This is a genomic window from Sphingobacterium sp. UBA7855 (assembly GCA_002500745.1).
Taxonomy (GTDB): domain Bacteria; phylum Bacteroidota; class Bacteroidia; order Sphingobacteriales; family Sphingobacteriaceae; genus Sphingobacterium.
This window is the reverse complement of the sequence record DLST01000009.1, coordinates 1-12,163: the sequence shown is the minus strand read 5'-3', so window position 1 is coordinate 12,163 and position 12,163 is coordinate 1. Positions and strand designations below refer to the sequence as shown.

The window sequence follows — 12,163 nt, the reverse complement described above, 5'->3', positions numbered from 1 at the left end:
CAATTTGATTAAGCCTTCTTTTCGATGCCAAAATTATATTTACGTTCATTTACGCTCGACTTTTTGATGGGCTATTCTTCTGAACATTTTATAAACCTCGAACCATAGTACAGATACAGCGGCAACGGCGAAGGTTATGCCTAATTCATATCCGTTCAGCGCTGTTACGTTAAAAAAGTCGGCCACGGGTGCTACATATAGTATCGCAGCCAAAAATAAGAGCACAGCGATCGAAATTCCCAACAACAACAAATTTCGATTTTTAAAACTTTCTAGGATACTATAGTGGAAAGATCTGTTTGCATAACTCAGAAAAATATTCGCAAATATTAAAGTTGAAAACACCATTGCTCTGGTTTTCTCTTCCGTATTACCCTGCTGAACAGCAAGTTGGTAAATAAATAGAATGCCTATCGTAATGACAATCCCTTGAACAATGCTTATACCAAGCTCCTTGATACTCAGAAAGGTATCGCTCATCGCCCTGGGAGGGCGTTTCATGGTGTCCTTTTCAATAGGTTCGTTTTCATAGACAATCGAACAAGTAGGCCCCATCACTAACTCAAGAAAAATCACATGAACGGGGCTAAAAATCTGCGGAAATACCCAACCCAAAAACAATGGGAGCGATACGGTTAAAATAATGGGGATATGAATAGAAATGATATACTGAACGGCCTTCTTGATGTTTGCGTAAATTCTTCTTCCGGCGGCTATACCGATGGTCAACTTTTCTAAATCATCATTCGTGATAATTAATGCTGCAGATGATTTTGCAATTTCAGTACCTTTATCCCCCATAGCCACTCCGATATGAGCGGCTTTCAACGCCGGTCCGTCATTGACGCCATCGCCAAGCATAGCAACGACTTCACCCTTCTTTTTCAGGACATTTACAACGGCCAATTTAGCATCTGGGAACATTCTCGTAAATAAGGTTGTCTGCTCCGCTAATGCGATCATTTCATCTTCCGACCGGCTCACTATTTCGCTGCCATTGACTGGCGGAGCTGAGCTAATAATTCCAGCCTGAGCCGCTATTGCCTTCGTGGTATCAGCATTATCACCAGTTATTACTTTAACTTTAATCCCCGCCGCATAGATATGCTCGAAGACTTTATCAATATCTTTCTTAGGTGGATCATAAAACACGGTCAGTCCTAAAAATTCAAACGCAAAATCCTGTTGCCTTTTAGGAAAATTATCGCCTTCGAAGTTCGCCTTGCCCACGCCCAATAGACGAAACCCCTGCTCTCCATAGGATTTAACAATACCTCTAATTTTATTCTTCTCATGTTCGGGAAGCCTTGAAACGCTTAGAATAGCTTCAGGAGCGCCCTTAGCCGCAATAATCCTTTCTCTATGGCCATTTTCGAAAAGATGGGTCATCATCGGCGGCTTGCCTTCCAGGGGATATTCATGAAATAGCCTGAATCCATTTCTAAGGTCCGGATGCTGCGTTTTTTCGTATATGTTATGCAATGTAATTTCCATCGGATCAAAGGGCACAGGCTCACTACTCCACATAGTGTAATCGATAAGTTCACTCAGCACTGGATCGCCAAACTCTTCTTGTTTATACGAGGAATCACTAGCGTAGTTATACAGGTATTTTAACTGCATTGAATTTTGGGTAATGGTTCCCGTCTTATCCGTACAAATTACTGTGGTGCTACCCAACGTCTCAACAATACTGCTTCTTTTGATTATAATTCCTTGACGCATAAGTTTCCAAGCACCCAGTGCCATAAATGTGGTGAATGCAACAGGAATCTCTTCAGGTAGTACTGACATAGCCAAAGTAAGCCCATTTAGTAAGCTTGCAACAAAATTGCCACTCTTAATAAAACTATATACACATACAAACAAAAAAATTACGATACCAATAACGGCCATTGCTTTTACAAACTTTTGAATTTGCAACTGCAATGGTGAAATCTCTTCTTTGATGCTGCTTATAGACTCGCCTATCTTTCCAACACGCGTCGCTTTGCCAATTTTTGTAACTTCAAATACTGCAAGGCCAGAAACTGTAACGGTTCCGCCATACACCATGTTATCTTCGGATTTATTATCCTTAAATACGGAAAAGCTCTCTCCTGTCAAAGAAGATTCATTAACAGAAAAATCGTTACTATGTAAAATATGGCCGTCTGCGTTTATAATACGTCCTTCTTCGGTAATACAAAGATCCCCTACAACAATCTCATGAGTCGGGATTTCAATAACCTTACCATCACGAATGACAGTACTTAATGGTTCATTTAGCTTTTCTAATTCCTCTAAAGCCCTCTTACTTCGGTTATCTTGATAAAACGAAATTGTTGTGACTGCAACAATAGCAGCAAACATAAATACCGCCTCTCCATAATTCCCTACAAGCATATAAATCATGGAGATAACGATCAAAAGAATCAACATCGGCTCCTTCAAAATGCCAACAAGTAGTTCAAACCAGGTACTTTTATGGTTTTCGCTCAATTGATTCCAACCATATTGATATCGAGCAGCCGCAACCTCGCTTGCAGAAAGACCTTTCAAATTTTCAGGAATAGGATATGACATATCGAATTAACTAGGTTACCTAAATATAATAAATAATTCCGATTTTAAACCGGTCAAATCTACTACTGGTCAGGTATTCTATCACGCTAATTCACGGTTTTTAGCAATATAACACATATTCAATTGGTTTTCAAGGAACGCAAAACACCAAGAAACTCAAAATAACGCACCGTTTAACCTTATTTATATTTTTTTGAGCTCTTCCTCCGGCCAAGTTAGTAGCTCTTTCAATAAATAAGTTTTAGGTGCTGTATCCGCTGTATCTTCCGAGACTTGCTTCAAAAATTCGGGTATATCACCTTCAACTTTAATTAACTCTCCATCCTGAAGAATGTCATAGCCCTCCGCAATCCATTCTTCTATTTTTTTCGTCGTGATTTGTTGTTTCTCCATATACTATATCTTACACTTATGCAACAATAAAAAATACGCCAATAACGGAATATCAATTTTACAAAAAGCAATTCCTTTAAAATTAGAACAACACTAAGCGATAAATCGTTGGCATGACTATATTCCCTAAAATCCGCGCAAAAGTAAGTCATTGAATGAATCGACAGTGACAAAAAATCAAAAAGTTTTTTATTACCTTAGATACATAAATCGAATAAGAAAACAGCTTGCTTTTCATTAACAATATGATCACAGATATGAAAATATATGCCTTTGTTTTAAGTGTAGGTTTACTTCCTGCTGTTGGCGTTTGTCAGAAAACCGTCACACCGGGGAGTCGAGATATCAACACCAACTATATTAAACCAGAAAAATCGCTGTACACTGTCTATTATGTCAAAGATAACAACTGGGATAAACAAGGGTCATTGACCTACAACATTATCGCCGCTAATAATCAGCTGACTTTAACCAATACCTATATTCCAAAGGATAATGCATGGACATCGATGCGAACCACTGTTGCCGATGCAAAAACGCTTAAACCTATAAGCTATTCCAGCGACGGAAAGGAAACAAAACTAAACCTCAGCTTTGGCGAAACAATTACAGGTAATTATTATTCGAAGAAAACTAAAAAAGATAAAAAGATTAGCTTAAATCCGACTCAGCCATTTGTAGATTTTAATTGGATGGATCACCTGATTTTAACACTCCCTTTAGATCTCGGTTATAAAGCGCGCATCCCACAATTCTACTACAATAGTAATTCAGACATTTTCGTTGAAGACTACACAATCAAGGAAGTAAAAAGCTACAGTTATGGTTCCCCCAAAACGGGCAAGCACGACAGTTGGCTAGTTACACTTTTGGAAGAGAGTACCGGTGCCATCTACAATTACGTTGTCGATAAGAAAGATCGACGGTTATGGCAACGTGAGATGTCCATGGGTAACGGAAAATGGGAAATTACAGTAAACGAAGAGCTGGACTATCAACCTATTAAAAATAGATTCAACAAAGAACAAGCTGCCCAGCAGATAGCCCAAGGGAATAGTGTTATCATCGGGACGGCTTACGCAAGGTCTAGCTCTGGAAAAAAACTTGGTGGTCTCGTCAATACCGCAAAAAAGCAGTATGCTCCCAAAGGTACAGAAATCGCACTCTTCGCCAACTCTCCTTATTACGAAGAATGGCTGGAAGTCAATAAAAAGATACGAAAACAGAAGAAGGTTCAGGAAGTGCCATTAGATCCTGATTTCGGTTATGCCGTTAAAAAAGCAAAGGTATACGACGATGAAGGACATTTCGAATTTACAGATCTGATGCCTGGTAGTTACGTGATCATGGCAAGCTTCGATTTCACCAATTCTTACAACTATTCATACGTATCAGGTTATACTAATTATTACAATTATTGGGGCTATACAGGTTCCACCACAAATTATGGTACGGCAAGATCATCCTATGTCGATAAGGCTAATATCGAAAAACGTATTACCATCGAAAAAGATGGTGAAAAGAAAGAGGTGAGTTTAAAGGAAATGTAACGTAAAAATGCCGTTAAAACAACTAATTTAACGGCATTTTCCTATTATTCCTGCTTTCCAAACTGTTCAATCCATCGTTCATGTAATTCTCAACGATATCGTTACCACCATTGCGACCTAATGATTTTAATCGCTGCAATTAAGTGATCAAAATCGGATTATAATCGGTGGTAAAATACGTGATACTTCAATTGGAAGAGCGCTACTTATGCTTTTTCATAGTACCTTTTTCACGGAGATGAATATGCCAGCTAAAAGCTTCTTCTAATAAATGCGGAGTATGCCCCCCCCTTTCACAAGCTCGGTTATAGTAATCTAAAAGCTGCTCCTTATAATCGGGGTGTACGCAATTGTCAATAATAACTTTTGCACGTTCGCGAGGCGCTAAACCACGTAAATCGGCCAAACCAAAATCTGTCACTAATATATCTACATCATGCTCCGTGTGATCTACATGGGAAACCATTGGAACAATATGAGATATTGCATCGCCCTTAGAGGCTGCCTGAGTGACAAAGATGCTCAAATAAGCATTTCGCGCAAAATCGCCCGATCCTCCAATACCATTCATAATATTAGTACCCGAAGTATGGGTAGAATTTACATTTCCATAAATATCAAACTCAATGGCAGTATTGATCGCTATAATCCCCAAACGTTTGATCAATCCAGGAGTATTGGAGATATTTTGCGGGCGTAACACAATTTTATCACGGTATCGATCCAAATGATCAAACACTCTTGAATAACATTCTTCCGAGACTGTTATTGAAGAAGCCGAAGCAAAATCAAGTTTTCCGGCATCGATAAGGTCGAATGTACTATCTTGCAAGACCTCAGAAAACATGGTTAAATTTCGAAACTTACTATGTATAAATCCCGTCAAAACAGCATTGGCAACTTTTCCAATACCCGCTTGAAGCGGCATTAAACTCTCTGACAAATGGCCAAGTTCCACTTCATTTTCAAAAAAGTTTAAAATATGCTTGGCTATGGCTGTTGTTTTGATATCGGGTTCAGCAATATCAGCAGGGCTATCCAATTCATTCGTAAAAACAATCCCCACCACCTTGCTTGGGTCCAAAGGAATAGTTTTACGCCCAATTTTATTTTCAGGAGCGACGATTGGAATAACATTACGCCGTGGATAATCCTCTGCCTGGTAAATATCATGTATCCCCTTGATGCTCATCGGGATCGCTGTATTTATCTCCAAAATAACCTGCTTAGCCAAAGCAGCAAAAGTCGCTGAATTGCCCACAGAAGTCGTTGGAACAATACTTCCGTCAGATTCAATTGCTGCAACTTCGAGAACGGCAATGTCTACTTGAGGTAAATTCTTATTGTGCAGCAATTCTGCTGTTTCGCTTAGATGTTGATCAATAAACAATACATCTCCAGTATTTATTTTATTACGGAGAATACGATCTACCTGGAAAGGCATGCGCTTGGATAGTGCTCCCGCCTCGGCCAATTTACCGTCAGTTCCATGCCCTAAAGAAGCCCCTGTGATCAAGGTTATTTTCAATGGATCCACCTTGGCTCGTTCAGCTAATGCCGGTAATACAACCTTGCTATCTCCAGCCTTCGTAAAACCACTAGATCCAACCACCATTCCATTTTGAAATAATTGAGCGGCTTCCTCCCCTGTAATTACTTTATCATGTAAGCTTTGAACTTTTATTCTTTCGTAAGCCATAGTGTTATAATTTTATTTTATTCAGTTATTGTAAACTTAAGAAATTGAAAGCTATTTAATATATATCATAGAGCTTTACACCAAACAATTTTAGCATTTTTTCCAGCGCTATATTTATTGTCATGTGACACAAAATTATTCAAACGCGACTAAGAATACGCAATTAGCTAAAGATCAAAAATATACAACAAATCATAGCAAAAAAATAGTTTACATCACCTACATTTATAATTTATATCATACTGTAAATAAATAACTTACCCATAATACCTAAAAATTAGAGTAAGTAAATACTAACTTTCAAGATAGAGAAAAACCGTTTTACTGTAAGTGCACACTCACCTTTAGTAAGTAAAAGGTGCCGTCTAGTAAAAAAGTCTTACCTTTGTCAAATAGGATGATAGTTTAAAATGAATACACAAGATATTACGACAGATGCAAAATATGTCAACCGTTATTACATGACGGAAGTAGACTCATTTGAAGATAGCATTTATTGTCATCACGCTATTATAGCAGAGCAATATATTTCCGAGCATCGCCACGATAAGGATCAATTTCTATATACCGAAGGCGGTGTGGTTTTTATCAAAACAGAGAAAAAGTCATATTTCTTACCAGCGCGTCATTATTTATGGATTCCTGCCGGTATAAAGCATAGTATTCATCCGAGCACACCAGAGGTCGTTATGCGTAATTTATACTTTCCAAAAGCCAATAATGATGCTCCATTTTACAGCAAGATGGGAATTTATCCTGTAAATGATCTTTTGATAGAGCTTATCATGTTCACTAACCGCTGGAACGGCAATATATTTCCAGTTGAAGAGCCTAAATACAGCATTGCTACTGCATTTAAACTTATCCTTCCAGAGTTATCCCTGCATGAACTTCCATTAGCCCTGCCCTATCCCAGTCACCAAAAATTAAAGGATATAGTCACTTACCTAGAAGAAAATATAACGGAAAATGTCAACTTTAAAAAGCTTGCAGGATTATTTAACATTAGCGAACGCACATTAGCCAGATTGTTTCAAAAAGAATTAAATATGTCTTTTATCCAGTATTACACAATCCTCAGAATGCTGACGGCACTTAAGCTGCTTTTGGACGAAAAATTGAGTGTAAATGAAGTTGCACTCAAAGTGGGGTATAATAGCTTACCCACATTTAGTAACACATTCAATAAGGTTGTCGGTATCCGTCCCAGCGAATATGTCAAACAAAAAGAATTGCTTATATAAAAATGTTTACCTAATTTAGGTCAATAAACCTAATTCAGGATGAAATTCAAACATATCATTTATAGTGCTGGAATTCTATTGCTTAGCACTAATCTATTTGCCAACGCTCAAGACAAGAAACCCAAACCCATTCAATTATTTAATGGGAAAGACTTAAAGAACTGGACCCCTAAGATTAGAAATCACAAAGTTGGGGATAATTATAAAAATACATTTCGCGTAGAAGACGGATTACTTAAGGTGAGATATGATGGCTATGATAATTTCAATTTTCAGTATGGCCACCTGTTCTATAATAAAGAATTCTCTGCTTATCTATTACGTGTCACTTACCGATTTGTTGGTGAACAGGCGAATGGTGGTGAAGGCTGGGCCTGGCGTAATAGTGGAGCCATGTTACATGGACAAGATCCAAAAACCATGGGCGTAGATCAGGACTTTCCAATATCAATTGAAGGACAGCTGTTGGGCGGAAATGGCAAAGATGAACGGACCACAAGTAATTTGTGTACCCCAGGTACCAACGTTGTTATGAACAACAAATTATTCACGCCACATTGCATCAGCTCAACATCCAAAACTTATGCCGGGGACCAATGGGTAACTGCGGATTTCCTAGTGCTGGGCGACTCTTTAGTACAGCATATTCTTGAAGATAAAGTAGTCTTACAGTATACTAAGCCCCAAATTGGTGGCGGAAACGTAAGCGATTTTGACCCAAACGTAAAAAAAGATGGTCAGCTATTGACTAAAGGTACCATTTCACTTCAAAGTGAAAGTCATCCGATTGACTTCAAAAAGGTAGAGCTTTACGATTTAGAACCTTATATGAAAGATCCAAACAAATTGAAAAAGGTTATTGCCGAATTGCTACCCAATTTGCACCAATAAGGTTTGCAAGAAAGGATTAAACGTAAAAAAGCATCGAATATCGATGCTTTTTTATTTACAATTCGCTTGGAAAGAGAAATCCAAAGTATATAACATAAAGAAAAGGGATACAGCGAGCTGTACCCCTCAATATCTATACAAAAAGCTTACGCTAAACCGTTAACAAATTTAGTTAACTTAGATTTGTTGTTTGAAGCTTTTTTCTTGTGGATCACATTTTTCTTTGCCAAACGATCAAGCATAGAAATTACGCGTGGTAACAATGTTTTTGCTTCTTCCGCAGAAGTAGTATGACGTAATTTTTTGATTGCGTTACGTGTAGTTTTTGCTTGGTAACGGTTTCTTAAACGTTTAGTAGCGTTTGCTCTAATTCTTTTGATCGCTGATTTATGATTTGCCATTTTTTTTAGCTAATTTTTATTCAATTTTTTTCTTGTAATTCGGACTGCAAAAATAACACCTTATTTTCAATATTCAAAATCTATTTTATTTTTTAGGTTTAGTATATTTGCAGCATGCAAAAATTATCGATGGATGAACTTCAACGTACAGATGTTGAATCGTTTAAAAAACAAGAAAAAACTCCAATCGCAATCATTATGGACAATGTACGGAGCATGCATAATGTAGGCTCGGCCTTTCGTACAGCAGATGGGTTTGCTATTGAAAAAATATACTTGTGTGGCATCACCGGAACGCCTCCCCATCGCGAAATCGAAAAGACAGCCTTAGGAGCAACCCAATCGGTCGCTTGGGAATATCATCAGGATACTGCAGCTGTCGTCGATCAGCTTCGGTCAGAAGGCTATGTCATTGTTGCCATTGAGCAAGCAGATAACAGTGTTATGCTACATGATTTCAAACCCGAAAATCACCAAAAATATGCATTGATTTTTGGAAATGAAGTCAATGGGGTGGATGAAGAGGTCATGAGAAAAATTGATACCTGTATCGAAATACCGCAATACGGAACGAAACACTCCTTCAATGTATCTGTCGCAATTGGCATTATTCTTTGGGATTTTATCCAAAAACGCAATTCCATTTAAAAATTTATCAATAAAGGTCACATTCCTATTCACATTGCTTCCATTTTAGAAAGCAAAATAGTAGATTTGTGTGCAAAATTTAAAGAAGAAATGAGTGTATTAGTTAATAAAGATTCAAAAGTAATCGTTCAAGGTTTCACTGGAAACGAAGGTACTTACCATGCTACTCAAATGATTGAGTACGGAACAAATGTAGTTGGTGGTGTTACTCCTGGTAAAGGTGGTCAACAACACTTAGACCGTCCTGTATTCAATACTGTTCAAGATGCAGTAGACGCTACAGGAGCTAATGTTTCTATTATCTTTGTACCTCCAGCATTTGCTGCGGATGCGATCATGGAAGCTGCCGCTGCAGGTATTGAAGTGATTGTTTGTATCACAGAAGGTATCCCGACAAAGGATATGATCCAAGTTAAATCTTATTTAAGCGACAAAAACTCTCGTTTAATCGGTCCTAACTGTCCAGGTATTATCACTGCAGACGAAGCTAAAATCGGTATCATGCCAGGATTTATCTTCAAAAAAGGTAATGTAGGTGTTGTTTCTAAGTCGGGAACTTTGACTTACGAAGCTGTAGATCAAACGGTAAAAGCGGGATTAGGAATTACAACTGCAATCGGAATTGGTGGCGACCCTATTATCGGTACAACAACAAAAGAAGCTGTTGAATTATTGATGAATGATCCTGAAACTGAAGCTATCATCATGATTGGTGAAATCGGTGGTGGAATGGAAGCTGAAGCTGCTCATTGGATCAAAGAACATGGTACTAAACCTGTTGTTGGATTTATCGCAGGCCAAACAGCGCCTCCAGGACGTCGTATGGGACACGCTGGTGCAATTGTAGGTGGTGCAGACGACACAGCAGCTGCAAAAATGAAAATTATGCGTGAGTGTGGCATTCGTGTTGTTGAGTCTCCAGCTGAAATCGGAAAAGCAATCGCTGAAGAATTGGCTAAATAACTAGCTGATAAAGCATATAAAAGAAAGGGAATCAAAAATTTGATTCCCTTTCTTTTTCTTAATTGGCGACGATACACACTATATCGGCATTGCTTCATCTGCCGATGGTCCATATAAGCCAGGTACAGCAATATCCAACAATCGTAAATATACCGTTAACTGACCACGATGATGTATTATATGGTTATTAACAATAAAACGTATCGCTCCGGCTCGGGGTAAACGTGCAATAACATAATCTCCAGATTGTAACCCCCACTCTTTAAACCAGTCTTCCTCTTGAATACCTTCAATTGCGGCCTTATTATTTTCCAATCCCATTGTTAAGATTTCTTTTAATTCTTCTACAGAGGACACTTTAATAGGTTGATAATCCACTCTGAAATCGAATACATCTTTTGGTATTGCCTGGTGTACCCAGTTGTGTAGTCCAACCACGTGAGAAGCCAGCTCACCCAAGCGCATTGATTTATCGTGCGGACGCCAATCCAATTTATCATCCGGTATACGATCTAAAATACGTCTTGTGTTTTTGGTTTCTTGATCCAATTCGATCAAATAACTCTTTTTAATACTCATATAAATATTAATTGACTAATTGAAAATCCTTTAATACAGTTACTCCATAAGGAGTTTCCACTGCCTTATGTGCAGCAGCCCGCGCAATAGTTCCCTCCACATAGGTTACTTTGAGGGGTAAAAATGTATTACTCAACACACTTTCATGGAACAAAGATTCATACCAGGTACAAGCCGCAGTAAAACGTCCGTAATCTAAATTTAGATGATAACCATCGCGTGTAAAATGATCTCCGATAAAACTTGAGCGTGCATTTTGGATCGCTGTGCCGCACGGCACTAATAGATCAAAATTCCCCCAGTTAAAGACCTCTCGAGAAGTACGGGCAATCGCCTTATACATAATATCCTGACTACGGTTATAACGGACAAAACCTTCGTGAGATGCCCCATTTTGATATGCCCAAGTCTGATGCAATATATATCTTGTCTCAGGAAATGCAACATGCTTCGTTACGTACTCATACAAAAGGGGAAGATCTTTCGCATAGGAATCATAATCACCCGATAGTGGACTTGCTTGCTGAAAGCTGATATAATCCCAGGCTTCATCTATTAACGCCTCAGATAAGCGTTCATTTGCTTTCTCAGACATTTTTCCATCAATATTGATTTTGCGATAGCGGTAAGCAGGCTTATCATCTTTTGCATTCCTTACATGTAAACTCAAAGGAGCTCCGCCAATATAGAGATTTCCGATCACTATCTTTTTCTTTCCTGCTTTCGCTAATTCATATAAATTTTGTTCAATAGCATCTTCGGAAAAGCTATTACCAATGGCCAAAATGCGTAAGACGCCGTCGTCTAGAGATTTATTCTGCGCAATTAGTCGATCATGCTTTAGAAAGAACAAGATCAAAAAAATGAATATCGATATCTGTTTTATTTTCATCATAATAAAATGCAATAAGCACTAAATTAGTTAATATCTGGCACAAATACGAATGATAGCAAATAGAAATAGGATAGGGATTGGTCACGCAGCGAGTAAGGATGGGAAAAAGTACATGGCAGATGGATAGCCTCCGCTGGACCAGCCTCAACATCTTTTAGCGGCAGCAGACAAATCGAAGTAATAAAGCAATTATGGAATGCAAACGATTGTCCAATAATGATGTTGCAGGATAGCGGCGGCTTCGGAGCAGCTACCGATGGACTGGGCTCTCCGACGGTCCTGTGCTGCGATGACCGATAGGCGAAGGATAGGCCATAGCCTCTACATGGAAATAC

12 protein-coding genes are annotated in these 12,163 nt (G+C 38.5%); 5 read left to right on the top strand and 7 right to left on the bottom strand.

Features of this window, described 5'->3' with window-relative positions:
• Positions 1–45 precede the first annotated feature (45 nt).
• Both B2107_RS06215 and B2107_RS06210 read right to left on the bottom strand, forming a co-directional pair.
• On the bottom strand, positions 46–2,565 hold the full coding sequence (locus B2107_RS06215) for a cation-translocating P-type ATPase (RefSeq protein ID WP_293954109.1): 2,520 nt from the start codon (positions 2,563–2,565) through the stop codon (positions 46–48).
• Positions 2,566–2,748: 183 nt separating this feature from the next.
• Positions 2,749–2,958 (bottom strand): hypothetical protein, encoded by a 210-nt coding sequence (locus B2107_RS06210; protein ID WP_293954107.1) that lies wholly within the window; start codon positions 2,956–2,958, stop codon positions 2,749–2,751.
• A gap of 257 nt (positions 2,959–3,215) precedes the next feature.
• Here B2107_RS06210 and B2107_RS06205 point away from each other — a divergent pair, with 257 nt between their 5' ends.
• Positions 3,216–4,508: a hypothetical protein gene (locus tag B2107_RS06205; protein ID WP_293954106.1), complete on the top strand. Its 1,293-nt coding sequence runs from the start codon at positions 3,216–3,218 to the stop codon at positions 4,506–4,508.
• Positions 4,509–4,710: 202 nt separating this feature from the next.
• Here the strand turns inward: B2107_RS06205 and B2107_RS06200 are convergent, their stop codons facing one another.
• Complete coding sequence (locus B2107_RS06200; RefSeq protein WP_293954104.1) at positions 4,711–6,207, bottom strand: succinate CoA transferase; 1,497 nt, start codon at positions 6,205–6,207, stop codon at positions 4,711–4,713.
• A gap of 410 nt (positions 6,208–6,617) precedes the next feature.
• Here B2107_RS06200 and B2107_RS06195 point away from each other — a divergent pair, with 410 nt between their 5' ends.
• Positions 6,618–7,451 (top strand): helix-turn-helix transcriptional regulator, encoded by an 834-nt coding sequence (locus tag B2107_RS06195; RefSeq protein WP_293954102.1) that lies wholly within the window; start codon positions 6,618–6,620, stop codon positions 7,449–7,451.
• 39 nt (positions 7,452–7,490) lie between these two features.
• Positions 7,491–8,342, top strand: a complete 852-nt coding sequence (locus B2107_RS06190; protein WP_293954100.1) for a 3-keto-disaccharide hydrolase — start codon at positions 7,491–7,493, stop codon at positions 8,340–8,342.
• A gap of 146 nt (positions 8,343–8,488) precedes the next feature.
• On the opposite strand, the gene rpsT is transcribed toward B2107_RS06190, so the two are convergent.
• The gene (rpsT, locus tag B2107_RS06185; protein ID WP_046671646.1) at positions 8,489–8,743 is read right to left on the bottom strand and encodes a 30S ribosomal protein S20; all 255 of its coding nucleotides are present in this window, start codon (positions 8,741–8,743) and stop codon (positions 8,489–8,491) included.
• Positions 8,744–8,857: 114 nt separating this feature from the next.
• Here rpsT and B2107_RS06180 point away from each other — a divergent pair, with 114 nt between their 5' ends.
• Positions 8,858–9,391 (top strand): RNA methyltransferase, encoded by a 534-nt coding sequence (locus B2107_RS06180; protein WP_293954098.1) that lies wholly within the window; start codon positions 8,858–8,860, stop codon positions 9,389–9,391.
• A gap of 90 nt (positions 9,392–9,481) precedes the next feature.
• Positions 9,482–10,354 carry a succinate--CoA ligase subunit alpha gene (gene sucD, locus B2107_RS06175; RefSeq protein WP_293954096.1) on the top strand — a complete coding sequence of 291 codons (873 nt, stop codon included), beginning with the start codon at positions 9,482–9,484 and terminating at the stop codon, positions 10,352–10,354.
• 78 nt (positions 10,355–10,432) lie between these two features.
• Here sucD and B2107_RS06170 read toward each other — a convergent pair whose 3' ends face one another.
• From B2107_RS06170 to B2107_RS06160, 3 genes are all read right to left on the bottom strand, one after another.
• A complete protein-coding gene (locus tag B2107_RS06170) occupies positions 10,433–10,933 on the bottom strand; it encodes a DinB family protein (RefSeq protein WP_293954094.1) in 501 nt (166 codons plus the stop codon).
• A 7-nt stretch (positions 10,934–10,940) separates the two neighbouring features.
• Positions 10,941–11,828 carry a DUF4886 domain-containing protein gene (locus B2107_RS06165; protein ID WP_293954092.1) on the bottom strand — a complete coding sequence of 296 codons (888 nt, stop codon included), beginning with the start codon at positions 11,826–11,828 and terminating at the stop codon, positions 10,941–10,943.
• A gap of 23 nt (positions 11,829–11,851) precedes the next feature.
• Positions 11,852–12,163: hypothetical protein (locus B2107_RS06160; RefSeq protein ID WP_293954090.1), on the bottom strand; the 312-nt coding region annotated here is incomplete at its 5' end.

Excerpts from the sequence above, each read along its gene's own strand:
- B2107_RS06215 (WP_293954109.1), bottom strand. The coding sequence starts at position 2,565 with ATGTCATATCCTATTCCTGAAAATTTGAAAGGTCTTTCTGCAAGCGAG.
- B2107_RS06210 (WP_293954107.1), bottom strand. The coding sequence starts at position 2,958 with ATGGAGAAACAACAAATCACGACGAAAAAAATAGAAGAATGGATTGCG.
- B2107_RS06205 (WP_293954106.1), top strand. The coding sequence starts at position 3,216 with ATGAAAATATATGCCTTTGTTTTAAGTGTAGGTTTACTTCCTGCTGTT.
- B2107_RS06200 (WP_293954104.1), bottom strand. The coding sequence starts at position 6,207 with ATGGCTTACGAAAGAATAAAAGTTCAAAGCTTACATGATAAAGTAATT.
- B2107_RS06195 (WP_293954102.1), top strand. The coding sequence starts at position 6,618 with ATGAATACACAAGATATTACGACAGATGCAAAATATGTCAACCGTTAT.
- B2107_RS06190 (WP_293954100.1), top strand. The coding sequence starts at position 7,491 with ATGAAATTCAAACATATCATTTATAGTGCTGGAATTCTATTGCTTAGC.
- rpsT (WP_046671646.1), bottom strand. The coding sequence starts at position 8,743 with ATGGCAAATCATAAATCAGCGATCAAAAGAATTAGAGCAAACGCTACT.
- B2107_RS06180 (WP_293954098.1), top strand. The coding sequence starts at position 8,858 with ATGCAAAAATTATCGATGGATGAACTTCAACGTACAGATGTTGAATCG.
- sucD (WP_293954096.1), top strand. The coding sequence starts at position 9,482 with ATGAGTGTATTAGTTAATAAAGATTCAAAAGTAATCGTTCAAGGTTTC.
- B2107_RS06170 (WP_293954094.1), bottom strand. The coding sequence starts at position 10,933 with ATGAGTATTAAAAAGAGTTATTTGATCGAATTGGATCAAGAAACCAAA.
- B2107_RS06165 (WP_293954092.1), bottom strand. The coding sequence starts at position 11,828 with ATGATGAAAATAAAACAGATATCGATATTCATTTTTTTGATCTTGTTC.